Origin of the sequence: Mesorhizobium sp. M1143, assembly GCF_040318435.1 — a bacterium.
GTDB lineage: Bacteria > Pseudomonadota > Alphaproteobacteria > Rhizobiales > Rhizobiaceae > Mesorhizobium.
Genome location: NZ_JAMYMJ010000019.1, coordinates 45001 through 70035 on the forward strand (window position 1 = coordinate 45001; position 25035 = coordinate 70035).

Annotated in this window: 14 protein-coding genes, 1 tRNA gene and 2 rRNA genes (1 of these 17 only partly in view); 6 read left to right on the forward strand and 11 right to left on the reverse strand. The window is 62.2% G+C overall.

Annotated elements, in window-relative coordinates:
- The 3 genes from NKH35_RS15430 to NKH35_RS15440 all read left to right on the forward strand — a co-directional run.
- Window positions 1–2155 (forward strand): 23S ribosomal RNA (locus NKH35_RS15430); it begins 647 nt to the left of the window's first position.
- A 202-nt stretch (window positions 2156–2357) separates the two neighbouring features.
- A 5S ribosomal RNA gene (gene rrf, locus NKH35_RS15435) occupies window positions 2358–2472 on the forward strand.
- A 258-nt stretch (window positions 2473–2730) separates the two neighbouring features.
- Window positions 2731–2807, forward strand: a tRNA-Met gene (locus NKH35_RS15440).
- Between the two features lie 319 nt (window positions 2808–3126).
- Here NKH35_RS15440 and NKH35_RS15445 read toward each other — a convergent pair.
- Entirely contained in the window at window positions 3127–3921 is a 795-nt protein-coding gene (locus tag NKH35_RS15445) for a SapC family protein (protein ID WP_352915206.1), read from the reverse strand.
- Window positions 3922–4159: 238 nt separating this feature from the next.
- Between NKH35_RS15445 and NKH35_RS15450 the strand changes: the two genes are divergently transcribed.
- Window positions 4160–4429, forward strand: a complete 270-nt coding sequence (locus NKH35_RS15450) for a DUF6916 family protein (RefSeq protein WP_023672960.1) — start codon at window positions 4160–4162, stop codon at window positions 4427–4429.
- Between the two features lie 73 nt (window positions 4430–4502).
- Window positions 4503–5081 (forward strand): 2OG-Fe(II) oxygenase, encoded by a 579-nt coding sequence (locus NKH35_RS15455; protein ID WP_352915208.1) that lies wholly within the window; start codon window positions 4503–4505, stop codon window positions 5079–5081.
- 15 nt (window positions 5082–5096) lie between these two features.
- Here NKH35_RS15455 and NKH35_RS15460 read toward each other — a convergent pair whose 3' ends face one another.
- From NKH35_RS15460 to NKH35_RS15480, 5 genes are all read right to left on the reverse strand, one after another.
- Complete coding sequence (locus tag NKH35_RS15460; protein ID WP_023833000.1) at window positions 5097–5624, reverse strand: GNAT family N-acetyltransferase; 528 nt, start codon at window positions 5622–5624, stop codon at window positions 5097–5099.
- A 10-nt stretch (window positions 5625–5634) separates the two neighbouring features.
- Entirely contained in the window at window positions 5635–6162 is a 528-nt protein-coding gene (locus NKH35_RS15465; protein WP_023686661.1) for a phage tail protein, read from the reverse strand.
- 9 nt (window positions 6163–6171) lie between these two features.
- Complete coding sequence (locus tag NKH35_RS15470; RefSeq protein WP_023672956.1) at window positions 6172–6693, reverse strand: phage tail protein; 522 nt, start codon at window positions 6691–6693, stop codon at window positions 6172–6174.
- Window positions 6694–6705: 12 nt separating this feature from the next.
- Entirely contained in the window at window positions 6706–7212 is a 507-nt protein-coding gene (locus NKH35_RS15475) for a phage tail protein (protein WP_023672955.1), read from the reverse strand.
- 117 nt (window positions 7213–7329) lie between these two features.
- Complete coding sequence (locus NKH35_RS15480; protein ID WP_352915211.1) at window positions 7330–20283, reverse strand: inverse autotransporter beta domain-containing protein; 12954 nt, start codon at window positions 20281–20283, stop codon at window positions 7330–7332.
- 261 nt (window positions 20284–20544) lie between these two features.
- On the opposite strand from NKH35_RS15480, the gene NKH35_RS15485 reads away from it, so the two are divergent.
- Complete coding sequence (locus NKH35_RS15485; protein WP_023733648.1) at window positions 20545–21093, forward strand: invasion associated locus B family protein; 549 nt, start codon at window positions 20545–20547, stop codon at window positions 21091–21093.
- Window positions 21094–21148: 55 nt separating this feature from the next.
- Here NKH35_RS15485 and NKH35_RS15490 read toward each other — a convergent pair whose 3' ends face one another.
- The 5 genes from NKH35_RS15490 to NKH35_RS15510 are packed head-to-tail and all read right to left on the reverse strand — an operon-like array spanning window position 21149 to window position 25030.
- Window positions 21149–22657, reverse strand: a complete 1509-nt coding sequence (locus tag NKH35_RS15490) for an aldehyde dehydrogenase family protein (RefSeq protein WP_352915213.1) — start codon at window positions 22655–22657, stop codon at window positions 21149–21151.
- Between the two features lie 20 nt (window positions 22658–22677).
- Window positions 22678–23022: a cupin domain-containing protein gene (locus NKH35_RS15495; protein WP_023672951.1), complete on the reverse strand. Its 345-nt coding sequence runs from the start codon at window positions 23020–23022 to the stop codon at window positions 22678–22680.
- A 23-nt stretch (window positions 23023–23045) separates the two neighbouring features.
- Window positions 23046–23387: a cupin domain-containing protein gene (locus tag NKH35_RS15500; RefSeq protein ID WP_023672950.1), complete on the reverse strand. Its 342-nt coding sequence runs from the start codon at window positions 23385–23387 to the stop codon at window positions 23046–23048.
- Between the two features lie 21 nt (window positions 23388–23408).
- Window positions 23409–23759: a cupin domain-containing protein gene (locus NKH35_RS15505; protein WP_023672949.1), complete on the reverse strand. Its 351-nt coding sequence runs from the start codon at window positions 23757–23759 to the stop codon at window positions 23409–23411.
- Complete coding sequence (locus tag NKH35_RS15510) at window positions 23756–25030, reverse strand: glycosyltransferase (RefSeq protein ID WP_023672948.1); 1275 nt, start codon at window positions 25028–25030, stop codon at window positions 23756–23758. The genes NKH35_RS15505 and NKH35_RS15510 overlap by 4 nt, the downstream gene beginning before the upstream one ends.
- Between the last annotated feature and the right edge of the window lie 5 nt (window positions 25031–25035).

The following is a 25035-nucleotide window of genomic DNA, read 5'->3' on the forward strand; positions in this document are numbered from 1 at the left end:
AACCGCTAGGTGTAGGCGCAGCGAAAGCGAGTCTGAACAGGGCGTTCAGTTCGTCGCATTAGACCCGAAACCGAGTGATCTAGCCATGAGCAGGTTGAAGGTAAGGTAACACTTACTGGAGGACCGAACCCATAACTGTTGCAATAGTTCGGGATGACTTGTGGCTAGGGGTGAAAGGCCAATCAAACTCGGAAATAGCTGGTTCTCCGCGAAATCTATTTAGGTAGAGCGTCGACCGAATACCCCAGGGGGTAGAGCACTGGATGGGCTAGGGGTCCTCACCGGATTACCAAACCTAACCAAACTCCGAATACCTGGGAGTACTAGTCGGCAGACACACGGCGGGTGCTAACGTCCGTCGTGAAAAGGGAAACAACCCTGACCTACAGCTAAGGTCCCCAAGTTATGGCTAAGTGGGAAAGGATGTGAGGATCCCAAAACAACCAGGATGTTGGCTTAGAAGCAGCCATCATTTAAAGAAAGCGTAACAGCTCACTGGTCTAAATAAGGGTCTTTGCGCCGAAAATGTAACGGGGCTAAAGCCATACACCGAAGCTTAGGGTTTGGTCCGCAAGGGCCAAGCGGTAGCGGAGCGTTCTGTAAGCTGACGAAGCCATACCCGTGAGGGGTGGTGGAGGTATCAGAAGTGCGAATGCTGACATGAGTAACGTAAGGGGAGTGAGAGACTCCCCCGCCGAAAGACCAAGGGTTCCTGCTTAAAGCTAATCTGAGCAGGGTTAGCCGGCCCCTAAGACGAGGCGGAAACGCGTAGTCGATGGGAACCACGTTAATATTCGTGGGCTTGGAGGTAGTGACGGATCGCACAAGTTGTCCAATCTTATCGGATTGAACGGGCAGCGGAGCGGTTCCAGGAAATAGCTCCTCCTTATAAACCGTACCCGAAACCGACACTGGTGGTCAGGTAGAGTATACCAAGGCGCTTGAGAGAACTATGCTGAAGGAACTCGGCAAATTGCACGCGTAACTTCGGAAGAAGCGTGACCCTTTTCTACGCAAGTAGAGGAGGGTGGCACAGACCAGGGGGTAGCGACTGTTTATCAAAAACACAGGGCTCTGCGAAGTCGCAAGACGACGTATAGGGTCTGACGCCTGCCCGGTGCTGGAAGGTTAAGAGGAGGGGTGCAAGCTCTGAATCGAAGCCCCAGTAAACGGCGGCCGTAACTATAACGGTCCTAAGGTAGCGAAATTCCTTGTCGGGTAAGTTCCGACCTGCACGAATGGCGTAACGACTTCCCCGCTGTCTCCAGCATAGACTCAGTGAAATTGAATTCCCCGTGAAGATGCGGGGTTCCTGCGGTTAGACGGAAAGACCCCGTGCACCTTTACTATAGCTTTACATTGGCATTCGTAGTGGCATGTGTAGGATAGGTGGTAGGCTTTGAAACCTGGGCGCCAGCTCAGGTGGAGCCACCCTTGAAATACCACCCTTATTACTATGGATGTCTAACCGCGGCCCGTTATCCGGGTCCGGGACAATGTATGGTGGGTAGTTTGACTGGGGCGGTCGCCTCCTAAAGAGTAACGGAGGCGCGCGATGGTGGGCTCAGAACGGTCGGAAATCGTTCGCTGAGTGCAATGGCATAAGCCTGCCTGACTGCGAGACTGACAAGTCGAGCAGAGACGAAAGTCGGTCATAGTGATCCGGTGGTCCCGCGTGGAAGGGCCATCGCTCAACGGATAAAAGGTACGCCGGGGATAACAGGCTGATGACCCCCAAGAGTCCATATCGACGGGGTTGTTTGGCACCTCGATGTCGACTCATCGCATCCTGGGGCTGGAGCAGGTCCCAAGGGTATGGCTGTTCGCCATTTAAAGCGGTACGTGAGTTGGGTTCAGAACGTCGTGAGACAGTTCGGTCCCTATCTGCCGTGGGTGTAGGAATATTGAAAGGATCTGTCCCTAGTACGAGAGGACCGGGATGGACGGATCTCTGGTGGACCTGTTGTGGCGCCAGCCGCATAGCAGGGTAGCTATATCCGGACGGGATAACCGCTGAAGGCATCTAAGCGGGAAACCCACCTTAAAACGAGTATTCCCTGAGAACCGTGGAAGACGACCACGTTGATAGGCCGGGTGTGGAAGAGCGGCAACGCTTGAAGCTTACCGGTACTAATAGTTCGATCGGCTTGATCGTTCTCATTCCTTATGCTCATCGTGAAACACGATGATCTGACCAGCGCTCACGCATGAGCGGCCCTTACAGGGCCTATGCTCCGCGAGGGCGCCGGAAAACCGGCGACGCGCAGTCGCGCTTGCGGGCTTACGCCCGTAAGCAAAACACAAACGTCGCCTTGGCACGAAAAAACAGCTTCTCGATATAACGTGCGTTTTGCCGACCTGGTGGTTATGGCGGAGCGGCTGCACCCGATCCCATTCCGAACTCGGCCGTGAAACGCTCCAGCGCTGATGGTACTTCGTCTCAAGACGCGGGAGAGTAGGTCGCTGCCAGGTCTGCAAAACGCACGTTGAACTCTCATCCGCAAACCGGATGAAACTGAAATCTTCTCTCTACGAAAAGGCCCGCCAAGGGATCACGGGCCGCGCAAGCGGCCCTTTCATTTGGTCAGCCATATACCTATGTGTAAGCCATCCTGTTCATAGGCCCAGGCTTACGTCCAGATAAGCAAGCAAACGCTTGCTTCAGATCCGGAGCAGGCAAGAGCTTGCCCTGGAGAGTCCGGAGCAAGCAAGAGCTTGCCCTGGAGGTGACGCGGGGTGGAGCAGCCCGGTAGCTCGTCAGGCTCATAACCTGAAGGTCACAGGTTCAAATCCTGTCCCCGCAACCAACAAAAAAAGCCCGCTTCACGCGGGCTTTTTGCGTTCGGACCGTGATCGATGGCCGCGACCGGCTATTCAACGATCGAGGAGGGCAGCAAGGCTGGCGTGCTCGACTTTATTGACAGGTCCGCGAACCGGGGGGTGATGCCGCCTCGGCGCATTTCGGCGAGAGCTACACGTCGAGCATTGGGAGTTCGCCAGCCCGTCATGGCAAGCGATCTGCACGACAACAGCATGATTCGAGCGGCGGAGAGATCGTCGTACGAAGGCGCGAACCGTTGATTTAAACAACCCGCGCCTTGCCGAAGCTTTTCGTCGCGGGCCGCGTCAGCCAGCTCGCCGCAATGACGCCTGGAAGACCAGCGAGGTCCAGCTGTTGCTCGAGGCGAGATGGCAATAGAGCAGCGCAAGCGCGCCGGATTTCCTGAGATCGAGAAACGCCTCGTCGCTCAATTTGTTGAAGGCCGGCTCGTCGATCACCTGAAAGTCGGTGAGGTTGAGGGTCTCGCCGCCCTCCAGCGTCACCTTGCTCTGCCGCGGCGCGAACAGGCCGTGCGCGTCGATCTTGTCGATCATGGCGCGAGTCGCATTGAAGTCGGTCTGGAACTGGCTGCAGAAGGCGAGCGCCTGCTTCGAGGCCTCGGCCGGCTCGTTGCCGTCGAAGAAGGGCGTGATCTCGTCGCTGTCCTTGGACGAAGGCATCTGCTCGACGACGCGTTCGCTGGCACGGTCGATGCACAACGTCAGGCGGCCGGTCGTTTTCGATTCATCGGCGAGGATGAAGGGGTAACGGCGGACATAGGCGGGAATGTAATGCGGCTCCGCCCATTTGCCGTCGGCGCCTACGAACAGGTTCTGGTCCTGGCGCAGACCGGTGATGATGACAGGCGCCTTGGCGTCGCCAATGAAAACGATCGGATAGGAGCGCATCGCCGCCGGCATTTCCGATGCGACGACGGAGATGGCGTGCGCGGTGCGGGCAAAGGAGAAATCGGCCCGCGCCGTAAGGCCGAGTGAGCCGTGCCGCAGCGGATTGAGCGCCTCGGGTTTTTTGTAGAACAGCGGCAGCGCGTTGGTCGCGGTGCTTCCGGCCGGGGCCGTGTCTGTTTTCGCGTCAGTCATCCCTAGTGTTCTCCTCTTATACCATTCCGGTTTAGGCCAGTGGCTGCCGGTGCGCAACGCGTTGACGGCTGCTTCACCCTACGTGGCCAAGATAAATCTATCTGTTTGTTTGATCGTGCTCTTTTGTACTTCTGGAGATCGAGCTCTATAGACAGCACGCCATGAAGCGGCGAGATTGGCTGACGGGATAGACATCTCAAGAGAGCCGTCTGAAAGACAGACGAACCAGGGCAGGCGCATGGCATCGCTTTCGGATTTCGAGCAGGGGCAGAGCTTTTCCGTCGAAGCCGGCGGTCAGACGCTCACGATGGAACTGAGCGCGGTGCAGCCCATTGCCAACAGCCCGCGCGACGGCGGTGGCTTCACGCTGCTGTTCAGGGGGCCGCGCGACGCGGCGCTGCCGCAGGCTATCTATCGGTTCAACGGCAAAAGCGGCGCCCATGAGATCTTCATCGTGCCGATCGCTGCCGATGAGGCAGGGCGGCTTTACGAGGCGGTATTCAACTGATTTTTTTCGGCCGGATCGGACCACGGGGACGCTCCGGCCATCAGGGCGATTTGGCAGCGCGGCGGCTCGACATATGATCGACTATATCGAGATTGCGGACGTATTTGACGGAGCGGCGTGTAGCGCACTGTGCGCGGAAATTCGGGCGGCCCTGGGCCGTCCGGCCGGCCTGCTGGGGCGTGCCGACCAGAAGATGGCATGGCCGGAGATCCGAAAGACCGTGCGCGCCGATGTTTCGCAGGCCACTGAAGAACGAGTGAGTGCCCTGTTGGCGCAGCAGAAGGCGGCTCTGGAGCGGCATTTCGGGCTGCTGCTCGGCCAGGTCGAGAAACCTCAGTTCCTTCACTATCGGCAAGGCGATTTCTTTGTGCCGCACCAGGATGGCAACACGCCGCTCATTCACGACGAGTCGCGGTTCCGAAAGATCTCGGTGGTGATCTTTCTCAACCGTCCATCGGACAACCCTTCGCCAGAAAGCTATGCAGGCGGCTCGCTGGTCCTGCATGGGCCTTACAGCGGCCCGGACCTGCGCATTGCCATGCCGGCATTGCCGGGCTCTCTCGTCGCCTTTCGCTCGGAAACGACGCATGAAGTCACCCCGGTCACGTGCAACGAACGTTTCACCATCGTCTCCTGGTATCGCGGCACGTGACGACCGGCACGGCCCTTACGGCGAACGGATCATCAGGTCGTAGACGCCCTTGTCCTCGGCAACGGTGAAGCCGAGGCGTTTGTAGAGCCGCCGCGCTGGATTGTTCTTCTCGACATGGATCGAGACCGACTTGCCGACGGCGGCGGCCTCATCGATGAGATCGGCGAGCAACGCACCGCCAGACCCCTTGCCGCGATGCGCCGGCAGGAAGGCGATATCTATGATGCAATGCTCGCTCGCCGAGCGCTCGATATACAGGCGACCGATATCTTGCCTTGCCTGCTCGATCACCAGCCAGTCGGCGTTGGGATAGTATTTCTGGTAATGCGCGTGCTGCGCTTGAAACTGCATGTCGAGGAACGCCGTTTTCTGCGCGTCGCTCCACGGCGTGACGGCAAGTTCTTCGGCGCGGGTCGAGGCGTAGAGCGCCGACAGGAACGGCAGATCGGCGTCCGCCATCGGGCGGAACGTCAGATCAATCCGCGCCGCGCGCACCCAGCAAAATATAACAGGCCCGTTGTCCACAATCGGAAGCTGGATCATGGAGTGGCGCTTACGGACGCGCCGGATAAACGCCTTGCATGGCAATGATGAACGTCATCGCCAGATAGGGAGGCAGGTTGTTGTGAGGCAACGTACTGCCCGTTATGCTCAGTGCCTGGGGGTCCATCTGGACCAGATTTTGCGAAGTGTTGTTCTGATAAAGCGTTCCGCCCCCCGACTTCCCCAGAACAACCGCATCGGTAAGAGTTCCCTGGGCGCCACTCTCGGTGGATATCGCGACAAAATGATTATGTTGCGGCATTTCCGTTTGCAGAAGGGTGACGGACGTTTCGCCACCCGTCTCGCCGAGAAACCGCTCCGACAAGCCATTGCCCTGTCCTTGCCCCATGGGCGCGGAGCCAGCCATATTCGGCAACGCGAAGGTCGACTTGCCGTCGCCGCCGTAAACTGTGCCCAGCAGCGAAAACAGCGCCGTATTCTGCGAGATTGGCAGGAGCTGGCCATCGCAGGTCGCCCACCCCGTCGGGGCGAAATCTCCGGCAAAAATTCGAATTTCGGCGACGAACGGATTGGTCATGGCAAGTCTCTAGCTTTGCTGGGGGAAGATGCCAAATAGCGAGATGATGAAACTGACGGCGAGGAACGGCACCATATTGTCGTGAGGCTGGCTGCCGCCGGCCGGCGAAATGGCTCCGGCGGCCATGTTGCCATCAGGTGCGATACCCACATAGGGCGTCAGCAGGCTCGATGTCGCCAGGACACCGCCGGACGGACCCGGATTCTTGGCGATATTCGACGAACCGGTCCAGGTATGGGAATGGTTCGGCATTTGTTGGGTTGAAACAGTGACGGATTCGACCCCGCCCAGTTCTCCGATGATATAGGTCTGGCTGACCAGCGGGCCCTTGCCAGCATGGACGGGGATGCGGGATGCGAGGTTGGGCAGGGCGAATGTTTCCTCCCCGTCGCCGCCATAAGTCGTACCGATCAGATTGAACAAGGTTTCGTTCTCGGAGATCGGCATCAACTGGCCTTGGCAGAACGCCCAGCCATTCGGAGGGAAATTGCCACCGAACATCCTGATCTCGCCGACAAAAGGTTGGCTCATCGAAGCGTCCTCTTAATTTCGCGACGGGAATATGCCTTGCAGGGCAATGATGAAATTCAAGACGAGATAGGGCGATCTGTTCTCATGCGGCTGGCCGCCACCGACGAAAGTGATGTTTTCCTTCGCCATAGCCACCGCGCTGCCAGGCGGCTGATAGATCGGGCTGGCGTTCGCCCCCAACAGCGCGCCGGATGGATTGTTGACGTTGCCGGCAGTGTTCGATGCGTTGACGAAATGGTTGTGTGTCGGCATTTCGCCGAGCGTGAGCGTGTGAAACTCTTCGCCGCCCTGGCCGCCGACAATTGCACCGATAGGGCCGCCCGTATGAACCGGCGCACGTCCCCTCATATCCGGAAGGGCAAAATTTGTCTGGCCGTTGCCGCCGTACCTGGTGCCAAGAAGTGAGAACAATGGCTGGTTCTGGTTAAGCGGCAACAACTGGCCGTTACAAAATGCCCAGCCGCGCGGTGCATAGTTCCAGGAAATGATCTTGACTTCACCTAAATAAGGCTCACTCATCCCCGTCCCCTCCGTTGGCCGCTTACTGTCTGAATTCTTGTATTATGCCTAAGTAAGACAACAAGTCGATATCAGATTCATAAAATATATTTCCTAGGACGAATCCAAGGTTGCTGACTACGGTGTCGCGGCAGGCAGCAGTGGCAGCGGCTGGTTGAAGAACGTCCGGGTGTCCGTCAGCGCCGTTGCCCCGCCATTGATGGTTTCGATACCGGCCTCGCTCGCCTGCGGTACGTTGATCGTGCCGTCGGCGCCGCCGAGGCCGTCCGCGAGGAAGCGGATGGCATTGGCGTTGTTGACGTTGGTGATGGTGTTGGCATGAACGTCGGCATTGATGATAGCGCCGGCAAATGTGGCGGTGACCGTGATGCCGCGGCTGTCGGCATTGTCGCGAATGGTGTTGTTGGTGACCGTCGCGTGCACGGTGCCCGGCTGCACGAGCTGCGTGATCGAGACGCTGTCGCCACCGCTTATGCCGTTGACGCCGATGCTCTGGATAATGTTGTTGTCGATCAGCACCTTGGCGACGCCGAGGCTTTCATGCCCAACCCTGATGCCGTTGCCGGTTCGCGATCCCGAGGTTGCTACGCCTTGCGTACCGATGACGTTGTTGGCGATTGTGCCGTCAAGCGTCCGTGCGAGGTCGCCGCTGCTGAACACGTTGATGGCCGTCGAGTCGCTGTTGGTGACGGTGTTGTTCCGGACGGTGAAATTCAGATTGCCGCCCGTGCCGGCGCCGGAATTGCTGCTCTGGGTAAGGTTGATGCCGTTGTTCAGATTGTTGAATAGATTTCCCGTGGTCTCGCCGATGTGAGCGTTGACGGTGCCGTCATTGGCAATGACGAACAGACCGGTTCCAGGGATGACTCCCGGTCCGGGATAGGCGTTGTTGCCGGTGAAGGTTGCGCCGTCGACGGTCAGCGTCATCGTCGGCGCGCCGGCGACACCGGCGCCGTCCGCCTCGAAGATGAAGTCGCTGCCGGCATTGTTTGAGGCGCCGTTGTTCGAGAACGTGCCGCCGCTCACCACCAGGTTCGCCAACGTGCCGCCGGAATTGATGACCTGCACGTTATGGGTGAATGAGTTGGAGACCGTGAGGTTGGTGAACGTGGTGACGTGCGAGGCGTTGCCGGTAAGTTCGTTGAACAGGATTCCGGACTCGGTGTTGGCATCGGCATTGCTGTTCAGGGTCAGACCGTTGAGCACCACACCGTTGACGCGCAGGCCCTTTATGCCGTTGCCCGCATTGTCGCTGATAATCATGTTGCTCAGGCTGACATCCTGAGTGTCGGTCAGGCTGACGCCATCGCCGGTCGAGTTCTGGATCGTGCCGCCGCTGCCCCCCGTCGCGCCGGTGCCGGTCACCACCAGATTGCCGCTGGTGCCGGTGTTGTTGAGCACGATGCCGTTGGCTGCACCATTGGACGCAATGCTCCTGAACGTCACGTCGCCGGCGCCGATCGTCGTGTTGGCGACATTAAGGGCCGTGCCCGTGCCGGACACGATGGTGTTGCCGGTGCCCTGCACCGTCATCGTGCCGCCGGTGGTGGCTGCCGGACCGGGGCCGGTGGCGCTGAAACCGGCGCCGCTGGTCGTGGCGATGACCAGCCCGCCATTGGTGAAGTTGATCGTCGCGCCGGCATTGTCGCTCAGGCTGACGCCAGCCGCCGTGGTCGAGGTGATCGATTTCGACGCGCCGGAGAAGGTGATGATGCCGGCGACATTGTCGTCCAGCAGGATGCCGATCTGGCCCGCCGCATTATGCGTGATGTTGCCCGACAGGGTGATGTTGCCGGCGGTCAGGGCGCGATCCTGGATGTTGACCGCCTGGCCGGTGCTGCCGCTGGTGATCGCGCCGGCATAGGTGAACGCCGCCGTGCCGCCGCTGTTGGCAGTCCCGGCGCCGTCGCCGATGCGGATCACGGCACTGGTGCCGCCGACCAGCGCGCCGGTGCCGAGATCGATCGCTCCGGCACCGGTGACGGTGTCGAGGATGACGGCGCTGGTGCCGCCGGCGCCTTTGTTCGTGGAAGCGAAGGTCACGCCGCCCGCACCGATAGCGACGGTGTCCATGTTGACGGCGACGCCGCTGCCGGTCGAAATCGTGTTGCCCGAGCCGACAACGGTCACGGTACCAGTGCCGTTGCTCGTGGCGTTAAAGCCGGTGCCGGAGGTGGTGGTAATGGCCAGGCCGCCGCCGGTGAAGTTGACCGCCGTGTTGGTGTTCGCCGTCAGGTCGACGGCATTGTTGGCGCCGGTGGTCAGTATCTTGCTGGCGCCGGAGAAGTTGATCGTGCCGCCGGTGTTGGCGTTGACGAGGATCCCGTTGGCCACGCCGCTGGTGGCGCTGAGAGTGCCCGACAATGTCGTGGTGCCGGCGGTACGGGTGGAGATGCTGACGACGTTTCCGGCCGTGGTCTTGGTGACCGAGCCGGCATAGCTGACATTGGCCGAGCCGCCGGTGACCAGGAAGGCCGCGCCGGTCGCGCCGCCGAGCGCACCGGAGCCGAGGCTGACAGTGCCGGCGCCGGTGACATTGGTCAGCGACACGTTGTTGGTTCCGCCGGTCGAATTGGTCGAGGTGAAATTGATGCCGGTGGTGGCGATGCCGTTGAGTTTGACCGCCTGCGCGGAAGTGGAGCTCACCGTGCCGGTCGTGACATTGACCGTGCCGCCATTGCTGGCGCTGAATCCGGTGGTGCCGCTTGTGACGATGTCGAGGTTTGCGAAGCTGACGGTCGAGGCCGTGGCGCCGTTGTTGATTGCGACTGCGGTGCCGGTCATCGGCGTCGTGGTGCCGAGATCGACCGTACCGGTGAAGCTCACCGTATTGGCCGCCGTCGCGCCGGAAATGCTGATGCCGCTCGCAGCGCCGTTGGCGATCACCGAGCCGGCGAAGGTGAAGCTGCCGCCAGCGCGGGTCGAGATCGTGGCCGCCGCGCCCGACGTGCTGATGATGGAGCTGGCGCCGTCGAAGCTGATCACCGCGTTGCCGCCGGTCACCGAAAGGCCGCTGCCGCCCGATATATCGACATTGATACCGGCAATCGTGCCGCCAGCGCCCGACGCGCCGCCGAAGGCGATGCCGGTGCCGGTCGCTGCGGTGGTGATGTTGACGTTGGTCAGCGTCGTCGTGCCGGCGGTGTTGTCGAGCCTGAAGGCAATGCCGGTGGCGCCGGTGCTGGTGACGTTGGTGATGGTGGTGTTGGACGCGTTCAGCCACACATCGCTGGCGTTGCCGGAGAAAGTAACGTTGTTGATCGTCGTGCTGTTCGACGGGGTAATCTCGATACCCTGCGTGGCGAAATTGCTGATGGTCATGTTGCTGATGACGGTATTCGCAGCACCCGCGCCATTGTCCTTGACGCCACGCGCGGCACCCGCCGGGCTGCCATTCAGGATGAAGCCGTCGATGATGTTGCCGCTGGCGCCGAGCGTGATGACATTGTTGCCGGCGCTCGTCGTCAGCGTCGCGGCGCCATTGGGCGTCTGGTCGATGATCGAGATGCTGTTGCTGGCGAGCTGGATGGTGGAGGGTACCGTCAGCGCCAGATTGATGTTGCCGTTGCCGAAGCCGCGCACCTGCTCGACGGTGGCGAGAGCCAGCGTGTCGTTGCCATTGCTGCCTGCCGCGGTGATGGTGCCGCCATCGTTGACGAGAACCAGGATGTCCGTCGCCACGGCTGCTGCTTCGGCGGTGGCCAGCGTCGCGAGATTGTTCTGGTCGCGACCGCTGCCGTCACCGGTCGCGGACGCGCCGACGAAATAGACCTTGCCGACTCCGAAGCCCAGGCCGGGAGCCGACTGGAAGTTCACATCCTGGAAATTGTAGGTGCCGGCAACCGGCGCACTGGATGCGTCGATGCCTACATTGGCGCCGATGGTCGAGAGCTGGTCGGTCACCGATTCGCCGTCGCCATAGGTGAAAGCGAGGTTGGTGGCGCTGTTGAGGAACACGCCGGTGTTGACGCCGGCAATGCTGGAGCTGGCGCCGCCGACAACGGCATCGCCGAGGCGTACCGTCTGGCCGCCAGTGGTGCCACGCAGGTCGACGCCTATCGAGGTGCCGGCGGCGGCGGCATTGGTGACATCGAAGTCATTGGCCGTCACCGCCGCATTGATGGTGGCACCGTTGAGGTCGAAGGCCACGCCCGTGGTGCTGTTCAGGCCGATGTCGAGATCGTTGAAGGACAGCGCCGCGCCAAGCGCGCCGGAAACATCGACACCACGCGTGGTGATGCCTTGCAGGTTGACCGTGCCGAGAATGATGGCGCCGCCGCCCGACGAGGCGATATTGGTCAGCGAGATGCCGGTTGCGGCGGCAGTGGCCGAAACACTGTCGAAATTCATGCCCTCAGCGCCAATCGTAACGCCATTGAGGTTCAACGCGGTGCCGCCGGCCGTCGTGGTGATGCTGTTGTCGCTGAGGAGCGCGCCGACGCTGACCGTGCCACCGCCGCTGGCGTTGAAGCCCGTGCCGGAGGTGGTGGTAATCACCAGGCCACCCGTATCGAAGTTGATCGTCGCGCCGGTGTTGGTCGTCAAGTCGACCGCCGTATTGGCGCCAGTGGTCAGCGTCTTCGTGCCACCGCTGAGAGTGATGGTCCCGCCGGAGTTGCCGTGGACATAAATACCATTGTCGAAACCGCCGGTGGCGCTAAGCGCGCCGGACAGTGTGACCGTGCCGCCGGTGACGCCGGAGATGTCGACGATCTTGCCGGCGGTGGTCTTGGTGACCGTGCCGCCATAGCTGACGGTCGCAGCACCGCCGGTGAGCTGGAATGCGACGCCCGAAGCGCCGCTCAATGCGCCGGATCCGAGGCTGACTGTTCCGGTGACATTGGCCAGGCCAACATTGTTGGTGCCGCCGCCCGACGAGGTCGAGTCGAGCGCAATGCTGGCGGCGACGTTGATGAGGTTGATCGCCTGGCCGCTGGTCGAATTTACCGTCTGGGCTGCAGCGGAAGCGGTGATGCCCATAACGCCACCGGTCCCGACAATGCCGGTGCCGCTGGTGGTATCGATGGTCAGGCCGTTGAGGAAGTTCACCGTGCCGGCGCTTTGCGAGAAGCCGACGCCGCTGCTCGTGTCGATGTTGGCGAGGCCGGCGATGTTGAGGTTGCCGCTGACCCAGTTTATGCCGCCGCCGGTCGTCGCGACGTTGTTCACCGTCACCGTGTTGAAGTTGAAAGTGCCGGGATTGGTGTTGATCGCACTGATGCCGAAGCCTGTGGTGCCGGTGATGGTGGTGGCGCCGCTGACCGTGACGGTGGCGTCAACGCCATTGAAGGCGATGCCGTTGACGCCACCGTAGACGGTGATGCTGTCGAACTGGATATCGCCGGATACACCGGACAGCGTCAGGCCATAACCGCCGACGCCATTGCTGCTTGTGCCGGCGACGAAGGCGCCGCCGTCGACCTGGTCGATGCCGACGGTCGCTGGAACGGCATCGAAGGTGACACCGCTCACCCCAAAGCCGCCGGTTTCGCCATTGTTGCCCAGAAGCGTGATGTCGGAGAAGGCGCTGACCTTCATCAGCCCGGCGCCGACCGTGCCGTCAACCTTGGCAATGTCGCCGCCGGTTGCCGACAGGATCAGGTTCGACAGTGCGATCTGGCTGGCAGCGGCGCCGTCGGTAAGCGACAGGGCGCCACCGGTGCCGCCGGCGATCGTGGCGCGGCGCAGGATAAGATCGGTGATGTTGGTGCCGGAGATGCCAAGGCCCGCACCGGTGTTCTGCACGATGACGTTTTCGATGCCGGCCTTGCCGGAGAAATCGATAGTGTTGCCGCTCGCGGTCGTCAGCGTCGCCAGCACGCTGTCGACATTGGACCCTGCCGTGATGACGGTCGACGCATTGATGCCGCTGAAGCTGAAATTGCCGCCGAGGCCGCCGCCGACGGCGCCCAGCGGCGCGGTATCGATGGAATCGCCGGCCTTGAGGCCGATCAGGATCTGGCCGTCGGCAAGGTTGAGCGTGTTGTTGCCGCCGCCATTCTGCTGAGCCTGCATCATGTCGATGAGGTTGCTGGTGCCGTTCTGCGACGTGTCGACAAGGATGACAACCGAGGCGCCCGACGCTTCCGCGCCGGCAATCGAGCCCGGATTGGCGGCGGTGCCGTCGCCGTCGCCGTCCTGGTCGACATAATAGGTGGTCGGTCCCTGGGCCTCGGAGAGGTCGCCGATGAAGCCGCCATTGGCGCCGTCGACATCCTGGAAATTATAGGTGCCGCCGACCGGGAAAACGCCGGTGGAATTGAGGATGTCGATTGCCTTGACCGTCGACAGCTTGTCGACCGCGCTTTCGCCGTCGCCATAGATCAAGTTGATCGCCGTCGTCGGGGTGAACTGGAAGCCGATGCCGGGTCCGGCGCCGGCGCCGCCGATGGTGGAGGATGCGCCGGCCGTGTTCGGATCGCCGAGCTGGATGGTGCCGGTGCCGGTGGTGTTGGACAGGTTGACGGCGGTGGTGCCGGTCGAGGAAGCACTGGTGAGCGTGAAACCGCCAGTCGTGAAGATGCTGTTGACGACTGCATCGGCGAAGGTGATGCCGGTCGAATTGTCGCCGGGCATGGCGATGGTCAGGCTGGCGAAGTTTACCGTCGAGCCGAGCGTGCCGGAAATGTCGACGCCGGTCGAGGTGATGCCTTGCAGGTTCACCGTGCCGAGATTGAGCGTGCCGCCGCTGACATTGTTGAGCGAAACGCCGGTCGCCGCTCCATTGACCGAGATGGAGCTGAAATTGATGCCGCCGGCGCCGACCGTCGCGTTGTCGAGGTTGAGCGCGGTGCCTGCCGTCGTGGTTATCGAGTTGCCCGTGCCGCTGACGCTGACCGTGCCGGCGCCGAAAGTGCTGGCGGTGAAGCCGGCGCCGCTCGAGGTGGTGATGACCAGGCCGCCATTGGTGAAGTTGAGCGTGCCCATGCCCTGGGTCGGGCTGATGCTGGGCAACTTGACGATCGCGTCGTTGGTGCCGCTGCTGGTGTTGAAGATCTTCGACGCACCGGAGAAGGTGGCCGTCCCGTTAGACGATCCGTCAAACCGCACGCCGATGCCCGTGCCGGTATGATCGATCGTGCTTGAAATATTGTAGACGCCGTTGGCGTTGCCGGTGAAGACGAAGGCCGCCGTACCAATGCCAGTTGCTGCCGTAGTCGAAACGACCGAACCGCTCATGTTGAGCTCGCTCCAGTCGGCCACGGCCTGCACGACCATGCCGGTGTCGACCTTGATCGAGCCGTTGTAGTTCAGCGTGCCGTGAATGAGGTCGTTACCGCCGCTGACGGCGATAGCCGCACCGGTGGTGCTTGTCGTCGCGCCGATGCTGGCGACGCCGCCATTGCCGCCAACGTTGATGATTCCTGCCTGGAGGCCGTTCGTGACAATGCCGGCTTCCCCACCGTCGATGGTCAGGGTGGAGCCGGCGACGTTGGCGATGTTTATGGTGCCCACTTGCGGGCCGCCGATATCGAACCCTCGGTAGCTGACGTCGAGATCGGTCGTGCCGGTGAAATTCACCGCACCGGTGCCGAGCAGGGCGTTCAGCGAGGCGCCCATGTAGCCGGTATCTTTCAGGCCGCCAATGTTGACGTCGCCCGCCAGATTGGACCCTGTCAGCAAGACGCCGGCAGCGTCCGATGTCGATACGGCCGAGACGCTGTCGAAGGTGACGCCGGCGGCGCCGACGTCGGCGAAGACAATGAACAGACCAATTCCGCCGGCGGCGATCTTGTTGGCGGTGCCCGAGACGCTGACGGTGCCGCCGAAGGCGGCGCCGAAGCCTTCTCCGGTCGTTGTCGTTATATCCAGGCCGCCATTGGTGAAGTTGATCGTGCCGTCCGTGTTGTCATACGGGACGATGGCGGAGAGGGGGCCCGTGTAGCCGATCTGTACAGCTGTCGTCGCGCCAGAGCTTATCTTCTTGCTGCTTCCTGAGAAGGTGACGGTCGCCGCCGTGCCGTTGGCGATGCCACCGATGAAGATCTGGCCGCCATCGGCTGCGTTGCCGTCGGTCAGATTGCCCGACAGCGTCACCGAGCCGCCGGTCAGTTCCTGGATCGAGACGGCGGCCCCGGTGCCGTTGCTGGCGATGGTGCCAGCATAGGAGATGATTGCATTGCCGCCGCTCTGATCGGCCGCCGAGCCGACATTGAAGGCTGTACCCGAACCGGTGTTGGTCAGCGTGCCGGTGCCGAGCGCGACCGTACCGGTCAGATGCTGCAGGTCGACGCCGCTGCCGGAACTGAAGCTGGCGCTTGTCGAGGCGAAATTGATGTTGGCCGCAATGCCGTCGAGCGCCACCGCTCCCGCATTGGTGGCATTGATCGTTCCGGTCGTGACGTTGACCGAGCCGCCTCCGGTTGCAGTGAACGCCGTTGCGGCGTCCGTGGTGATGTCGACATCGGCGAAGGTGATTGTGGCGCCGGTGTTGTTGGTCAGCGATACGCCGCTGCCGCCGATCGTCGCCTTGTCCGTGAAGTTGACCAAGCCGCCGGTGCGGTTGGCGATTGCGATGCCGCCACCGGTCAGCGTGCCGGGCGTCGCGCTGTTGGGCAAGGTGCCGCGGGTGACCGTAATGTTGCCGTTGCCGCCGTCGACATCGAGCAGCGTGCCGGCAACGTTGATATTGTTGTTGATAATCGACAGGTTGCCGGTGAGGCCGTCGACGTTGAACGCCGTCTGGCCGGCAGCGACATTGCTGACGGTGACGCCTTCGATAACGATGCCGCCGGAATTGTTGAAGCCACCCACGCTCTGGTCGATGACGAACACCGAGCCGCTGCCGCCGCTGTAGTCGAAGGCGGTGTTGCGCACCTGATTGCTGCCGAGCAGATGAAGGGTGTCGCCCGTGCTCTTGACCACGCCCTCATCGCCGGTGACATTGCCGCCGGTGGCGCCGAGATTGCCCTGCACATTGACCGGCTGGAACGTACCGGAGGTGAGGATGGAATTGCCGTTGCCGAAACCGGTGATCGACTGTCCCGAATCGAGCGTGAACGGCGTCGCGCTGAGGTCGACGATGCCGACAAAGGCGAAGGTCTGCGTGCCAACCATGGCATCGGCCTGGGCGGCCGTCACGGTGGTGACATCGGCGCTCAGCCCGTTCGTGCCCGCGTGAATAGTGCCGCCTGTCTGTGAGATCATGACGACCCCGCCGACAGTTACCGCCAGTTGGGCATCGCCGGTGAAGACGACATCGTCGAAGTCGTAGTTGCCGAGCGCCGGATCCAGCCCGATCGTATTGACAGTGTAGCCGCCGGTTGCGGCGGTGATGAAGGATTCCAGCCCATCGGCGGAATTGCCGTCGCCGAAGGCGAAGTTGGCGTTGGCCGACGTGGCCGTGGTGCCGCCTGACGACAATTCGACACCGACGCCGACATTGTCGATCTTGGAGCCCTGCAGGAAGGTGATCGTCTTGTTGCCGGTCGTCGACGACAGGTCGATGCCGCGCGAGGTCAGGTCGCCGGTGCCGGTAATGCTGGTCAGCCCGAAATCGGCTGTCGTTGACGAGCCGCTGAAGTCAATGCCCGTCTGGTTCAGCCCTTCGCCGAGCAACACCGTCGTCGTACCGAAACTGACGTCGTTGTTTGTGCCGCTGAAGTTGATGCCCGCGCTGCCATCGGCAGAACCGATGACAACGATGGTGGGGCCAGAGAATGTGACTAACCCGGTATTGCCCCCAATATCGATGCCGTTGAGGCCGGCCTGGCTGATTTCCGCATAGCCGAAGCTGACTGCCCCGGTATTGCCGCTTAGCGCAATGCCATTGCCGAGCACCTGGCCGATGAAAACGTCGCCGCTGAAGCCAACCGTTGCCGTGCTGCCGCTGATCGAGATGCCGTCGCCGGTGGTGCTGCCGATCGTCGTCGGGCCGGTAACGCTGACGCTGCCGCTGACGCCCGAAAGGCTGACGCCGGTTGTGCCGCCGACGTGGCCGATGTTGGAGAGCGTGACACCGAGCCCGATATTCGACGCCGTAAAGGCGGATGTGGTGTTGTTGTTGACGGTACCGCCGTCGATCGAAAGCGAGCCGGTGCCAGTTGACGTGGCCTGGACGCCGCTGCCGCCATTGCTGGTCGCGTTGAGCGTCTGGAAGCTGGTGATGGCATTGCTGTTGATCAGCAAGCCGTCGCCGGCATTATCCGACACCGTCGTCGTGCCGGTGAAATTGTAGGTGCCGTCGCCCTGGATCGACAGCCCAGCGCCGCCATTACCGGTCGAGCTCAGATTGCTGCCGGAAACGTCGTTGGCGCCATCGAACAGCACGCCATTGAGGGCGGCCCCCGACACGGTCATGCCGGTCAGCACGACGCCGGTAACGCCGCTGCCATGGATGCCGTTGGCGGTACCGCCGGAGATGTTGAAGTCCTGGAGCGAGGTATTGTTGGCCAGCGTGACGACGTCGCCGCCGCCCGAAGCGGTCAGCGTTGCGGCACCGGCCGCATCCGAGATGGTGCTGCCGTGATCGACGTTGTCGCCGGTCACATTGATCGGCAGGCCGCCGAGCGAGAAGGTGCGGCCGTTGCCGAAAGAGGCCAGGGTCTGCCCCGCTTCGAGCGTAAAGCCGTCGGTGTCGTCGATGACACCGCGATTGACCAGCACGAAAATCGCGGTGCCGTCGGTATTGTTGTCGGCGTCGGTGATCGAAGCCAGGTCCGAAAGCGAGGTACCGTCGCCTGTGCCGCCTGCGGCGACAAAGATCAGCTGCGTCTGGTCGAACAGTTGCGGCCCGTTGAACGTCGTCGTGCCGAATGCGTATTGGCCCGAACCGGAATTGAGGCCGCGTGCGTCGAGCGAGGCGAGGTTGCCGCCGATCGAGCCGCCACCGAAGGTGAATTGGGCGTTGGCGGTGTCGGCCGGCGAGCCGGCAATGCCGAGCCGCACGCCGGTGCCGACATTGGCGATGGTGCCGCCATTGGTGATGATGATCGTGCCGCCGTTGGTCTGGACAAGGTCGATGCCGATGGACGTCGTGCCGCCGGTGCCGTTTATGTTCAGCGACTGCGCCGTGAAATTGGTCTGGCTGCCGGAGAAGTCGAGGCCGATGCTGGAGCCGAGCCCCGAGATGATGATGTTGCCGGCGATGACGGACGCATTGACGCCGGTAAACACCATGCCGTCGGTGCCGGGATCGGTGATGTTGATGTCGCCGAAGCGGATCGCGGCCGGCGAATCCGTGATCGCGATGCCCGGTCCGGTCGTGTTCGAGATCGTCGTCGCGCCGTTGACGGTGAAGCTGCCCGAAAGATTCTCGAGCACGACGCCCGATGCGCCGCCGGTCTGGGTGATCGAATCCAGCACGATATGGGCGGTGATCGGATCGATGAAGACACCGACGCCGTCGTCGCCGAGCGCCTTGTTGGCCGACACCTGGCCGCCGCTGATGTCGATCGAGCCGGCGACCCCGGTGCCCTTCACGGTAATGCCGGCATCGTTGTTGTCGAGCGAGTTGAGGGTGGCGAAAGTGTAGGTGCCGTGGCCGGTTATATCCAGGCCGTCGTCGCCATTGCCCTGCAGCAGCGTCGTGCCGGTGAGGTTATAGGTGCCGTCGCCTTCGATGTGCAGTCCGTCGAGGCCGTTGCCGGTCGCGGTGAAGTTCGAGCCATTGACGCCGGTCGATGTACCGGTGAAGTCGGCGCCGTGGCCGCCGGTGCCGGTGACCGTGACGTTGGTCAACGTGGCGCCGGTGATGTTGTTGCCGAGGATGCCGTCCTTGCCGCCTGTGATGATGATGCCGCTCAGCGTGTTGCCGTTGGCGAGCGTCAGGACGTTGTTGGCGGGGTTGGTGCCCTGGAGGGTGCCGTTGGATCCGCCAAAATTGTAGGTGCCGATGCTGCCGTCGACGAGCCGCGCCTGGACGCCCCCGCCACCGCCGATGACGGTCTGGCCGTTGGCGAGCGTCACACCGGCTGTCGTAATGTTGCCCTTGCCGCCGAGCGCGACGACGACGCCGTTCGCGCCGGCGCCGGCGACCGCATTGTCGAGCGTGGTCGGGTCGCCGATCGTGCCGAGGCCGAGCGCGTCGTTGTCACCATCGGCAAAGAAGAACTGGCCGAATGCCGTGTTGGTGGCGGCATTGATCGCCACCCGCGTCGACGTGCCGGTAACTTTGTCCTGGCTCTCGATGCGAACGCCGATGTCGCCACGCACGCGCTCGTTGACGCGTTTGCGCAGGCCGGGGCTGACCGGATAGACCGGCTCGGCGCCGTCATCGGCCGAAGACGAGCCCTTGTCGAAAGCGTTGAGCGGCACCGTCAGCCGGATGCTGCCGGCGAACTGGGTGTCATCGCGGTTGTCGTTGCGCACCTCGCCGGTGAAGGTCAGCGACGTGCCTTTGCCGATGACGTCGCCGATCGAATATTCCAGGCCGGCCTTGGCGCCGGTGATGCTGCCGTCGTCGCCGTCGGGATCGCCGAAATGGTAGGCGCCGACATCGAAACGCAGTGAATGGTTCTCGGGCAGGTTGAGCGGCACCTGAACGCCGACCTCGCCCTCGATGCCCCAGGCCGCGTAATCGCGGTGGGCGATGGCCGATATCTGCTCGATCAGCTGATGACCGACCAGCGACAGGCTCGACTCTTGCCCGGCCGTGCTGCGGTCGCCGCTGATCGGCAGATAGACGTTTACGTGCGCATCGTATTTTGAGGTGATGGCCTCGAGGCCGAGCGTCGAGGCGACGAACTGGTGACTGTCGTGGTTCTGGATGTTGAGATAGGCGTAGCCGCCGATCATCAGATCCGGATTCACGATGCGGCGAACGCCGAGGCCGACGTCCTGGCCGAAGCCGTCGTCGAAATCGTATTTCGAGCGCACATCGAGAAAGAGAACGGATTCGAGGTTCTGCTTCAGCGGCAGGAAACCCTCGATCGCCGTGTTGCCGCCATTGTTGTTGGCGCCGATGATGGCGCGGACCTGCGGCTGCCACAGTCCGGTGTCGCCGGCATGGGCGGCTATGCCGGTAAGGGCAAGTGCCAGAGTGGACAGCGCAGTCGTCTTCCAGAGATGCCTGGAAAAACCTGACCGGCGATACTTGCTATTCGCCCGGAAGCTTCTTCCGTGCGTCGCCATGTCATTGATCTGCCGAGTTTTCTCGGTCGTCTCCATCCCTTGCGAACCCCGACGAGTACACGCTCCGTCGCTAATACTATCCGAATCCCAGTGTATAGCGAGCATGATTGTTTGCTTTACACGTACAAGATTTCAAAGTTGTTTATTGTGGTAATCCAGCAACAGTAATTTAGCCGGCGCTCATGTAGCGTATTGGCTTCCCCGCCAGGCTCGGCTGTTGTATCAACGCGCTGGGCGAAACCCTGACACGACGAGGATCGGGTGGCTTCATTGCTGAGAACCGTTTGTGGGCGGGCCGCCTGGGTCGGCGCGCTATGGCTGGTCGTGTCGGCAGGGTCGGCGCTTGCCGAAGAGCCGAAGTCAACCAAATCTGCCGAGACAAAGCCTGCAGAAGGCAATCCATGGTCGCTAAACTGCGCTAGCGGATCGGCCGGCACCGAGCTTCAATGCCAGGTCTCCCAAAACCTTACCGAGGCCAAGACGGGGCAGCGCGTTCTTACCGTTACGGTTCGCCGCGGCAACGGCAATGGCAACCTCGCGATGCTGCTGGCCTTGCCGCACGGGCTGTTCCTGCCTTCCGGCGCCTCGTACCAGATCGACCAGGGGCAGAAGACGACCATCGCCATCCAGACCAGTGACCAGAACGGCGCCTATGCGGCGACCCCTTTGTCGGCGGACCTCCTCAAGGCGATGAAATCGGGAACCAACCTGAACATCGGCATCGAGTCGGTGACGCGCAAGCCGGTGACCATTCCGGTCTCGCTTGCCGGATTCACTGCCGCGATCGACAAGCTTCAAGCGTTGAAATAGCCGGCCTATCTCGGCAGATGCGTAAGCATCAGCTTACGTTATGGACTAGCCGGGCTCACACGTGCTTGCGGCCGCCTGTCTCGCGGAACCAGCTGTCGGGGTAGGGGTACCACCAGTCCTTGATCGCCGGTCTGTGGTCGATGATGACCATCTTGGAGCGTCGGAAGGCGTCGAGTCCCTGGCGTCCCAGCTCGCGGCCAAGGCCTGATGCCTTCCAGCCGCCGAAGGGCAGGGCGTCATTGTCGATCAGCGGGTTGTTGACCCAGACCATGCCGGCCTCGAGCCGCTCGGCCGCTTCATGCGCCTCGGCGAGGTCGGTGGTGAAGACCGAGGCGCCGAGCCCGAACGGGCTGTCATTGGCAAGCCGGATCGCTTCGTCGAAATCCTTTACGCGGCAGATCGCTGCGACCGGCCCGAAACACTCTTCGCGCACGATCGCCATATCGGGTGTAACCCCGGTCAGGATCGTTGGCTCGTAGAACCAGCCATTGTTGTGCGCCGGCGGAATGCGCCCGCCGGCAACGGCTATAGCGCCGTTGCTGATAGCATCATCGACCAGCCGCATCACTTTCGCCCGGGCGGCTTCGCTGACCAGCGGGCCGATCTCGGTCTTGTCCATGCCATTGCCGATGCGCAGCGCCCGCGTCTTCTCGGCGAACAGCTCGACGAAGCGATCGTGAACCGAGTCGACGACAAAGAAGCGTTCGGCCGAGGTGCAGACCTGGCCGGTCAGGTGGAAGGCGGCGGTGACGCTGCCGGCTGCCGCCACGTCGAGCGGCGCGTGCTCGCTGATGATCAGCGGATCGCTGCCGCCGGCTTCGATGACGCAAGGCTTCATGCGCTCGGCGCAGGCGACTGCCACGGCTTTGCCGGCGGCGACCGAGCCGGTGAAGGCGACAGCGTGGGTGCGCTCGGAGGCGATCAGCGCCTGCGCGGTGGCGGCCGTGCCAGGCAGGCAGGCGACCAGCCCTTCCGGCAGTGAACGGAACACCGTCATGTAGCCCAGCGTCGACAGCGTCGTTGCTTCGGCCGGCTTGATGACGCAGCCATTGCCGGCGGCAAGCGAGGCCGCAACGGTCCAGCACATCAGCAGGATCGGGAAGTTGTAAGGCATGATGTGCACGGAGACGCCATACGGCTCGTAGCGCGCATACTGGAACGACCCGGCCTGCGTCGTACCGGCGATCTTGCCGGCGTCGTCGCGCGCCATCTCGGCATAGTAGCGGAAGATCGGCGCGCAATTGGCGATCTCGCCGATTGCTTCGGGATAAGGCTTGCCCATCTCGCGCACCATCAGCTCTGCGCAGCGGGTGAAGTCCGCCGCCTCGATGGCGTTGGCGACCGCATGCAGATGCTTTGCCCGGCTCTTGGCATCGAGCTTCTTCCAGGCGGCTTGTGCCGTGGTTGCGGCACACAGCACCGCATCGACCTCACCGTCCGTTGCGGCGGAGATCGAGCCGACGGTCTCCAGCGTCGCCGGATCGATCACCGGTTTTGCCGTGCCGGTCATCGGCCGGTAGTCCGGATTGACGAAGAAAGCCGGCCGTTCAGCGGAGAATTGCATGGTCGTCCTTTCAGGTCCGCTCAGCGGATCATGTAGACCTTCTTGATGGTCTCATGGACGGTGCAGACGCCTTTCCAATTCTGAGGAAAGAACGCCGCCGTGTCCGGCTCGATCTGGATGACCTCGCCCGATTCGTGCACATAGGTGCAGCGGCCCTCGAGGAAGTGGCAGAACTCGTCGCGGGTGACATGGCAGTGCCATTTGCCGGGGGTGCAGACCCACAGGCCGCATTCCGAACGGCCCTCCGGCCCCTTGTAGAGCAGCTTGCCCGAGGTGTGGGACACGCCCTCGATCATGGTCGGGATGACGCCCCAGTCGACGAGGTCGGTGATGGCAAGCGGGGATTGCATGATGGGCGTGGTCATGGCGATTTCCTTTAAAAAAGTGCTCAGCGGCACATGAAGGCCTTGGTCAGTGTTTGCGTGATGGTGGAGGTGCCGGCCCAGCCGGCGGGGAAGAACACCAGCATGCCGGCCTCGACCGGGATCTCTTCGCCATTCTCGCGGACATAGGTCCCGCGGCCCGACAGGAAATGGCAGAACTCGTCGGCGGCAAAGGTAACCTTGCGGCTGCCTGGCGTGCACGACCACAGGCCGCATTCGCTTGAGCCGTCCGGGTTCTGCGAGAGGATCCTGCCCGAGGCGCGCGGCGAGCCGGCAAGCGTGTTGCTGCCCCCGCCCCAGTCCTCCAGTTTCACGGTCGAGGCCTTTGGCCAGTGCGGTGTCGGCATATTGGGAAGCTCCGTTGCTGTTCAAGCCAGCATGTAGACGTTGCGCATGGTCTCATGCACGGTGCATTCGCCTGTCCAGCCGGCAGGGAACATGACCACGGTCCCGGCTGCGACTTCTACCACCTCCCCGGCATCCGACCGGTACGTCGCGCGGCCGGCGACGAAATGGCACAATTCGTCGCGCGGAATCGAGAGCCGCCAGCGGCCGGGCGTGCAGACCCAGATGCCGGATTCCGGCTGGTTGTTGGGTCCTTTGTGGACAAGCCTGCCGGTCGAGTGCGACGCGCCGTCGAGCGCGTCGGACTGGGCGCCCCAGTCGACGAGGTCGGTGCGGGTGGAGGCTTGGTAAAGGTGCGGGGCGGAGGAGGTCACAGCAACTTCTCCAGCAACCCTGCGGCCTTTTCCGGTCCGTTCTGTGCCCGCATCTGCGACGAGGTCTTCGCCAGCTTGGCCTTCATCTTGGGGTCGGTCAGGCAAGCCTCGATCCTGCTGACCAACTGGGCGTCGCTCCAGTCGTAGCGCGGCATGCCGAAGCCGTGGCCGGTTTCCTGGACGCGGGTGGCGTTGTCGTGGCCGTCCCAGACATAGGGCATGATGATGGCCGGCTTGCCGAAATAGAGGCACTCCGTGAACGAGTTGTTGCCGCCATGGTGGATGACGGCATCGACCTGCGGGATGACTGAAGGCTGCGGAAACCAGCTCTCGACGATGACGTTGTCCGGCACATCCGTGTACAGGTCCTTGTAGCCGCCGACATTGACCAGCGCGCGGTAACGGGTCTTGCCCAGTGTTGTGATGATGCGCTTCAACAAATCGACATCGCCAGCGCCGAGGCTGCCGAAGGAGACATAGAGCAGCGGCCCGTCATTGTTCTCGGCGAAGGTCGGCACGGCGTATGGCTTTTCCTGCCGCACGCAGCCTTCGAGATACTGGAATTTCGTCGTATCAAGCGGATGGCGGCGTTTGAACTTTGCCGCTTCGGGATAGAGCAGCAGATTGAGATAGGGCGAGGCCTCGAAGAACTGACCGACCGGGTATGGCGCTTCATTGTTTGCGGTGAGGAAGGCGTTGAAGTCGTCGTGGATGGGCTTGATCACCGCATTGAAATGATCGCGGTAGCGCTGGTGGCCGACATGGTCGTTCTCGCCGCAACCGGAGAGATGCGGCGGGATGTCCTCATCCTCGATCTCGTTTTCCGAGCAGGAGATGACGCGCACCCAAGGCTTGCCGAACTGTTTGATGGCCGGAAACAGGATGACATTGTCGACGCAAATGACATCAGGCTTGATGGCGGCCAGGACTCGCGGCAAATCCTTCTGCGCCCATTTGGCGCTGTCGACAATCGCGGTCCAGCAATCCTTCACGTAATTGTCGACCTGATCGTAGGGCGATTTGCGGAAGTTCGGGATGTGGCCGTTGATGAAGTCTTCCCAGAATTTCGCCATCTGCTCGGGCGGCATCGGCTCCGACAGGTTCACCGGATGCGCTTCGAAGCCGTAACCCTTGTAGACATCGACAAAGCCGGGGTCGGACAGGAACACTGCCTTATGGCCGCGCGCCTCGACGGCTTGCGCGATGCCGACCGAATTGAGCGCCGGGCCGTAGGCCGCTTCGGGAAAAAACGCGATCGTCTTCTGCGCCATCAAGC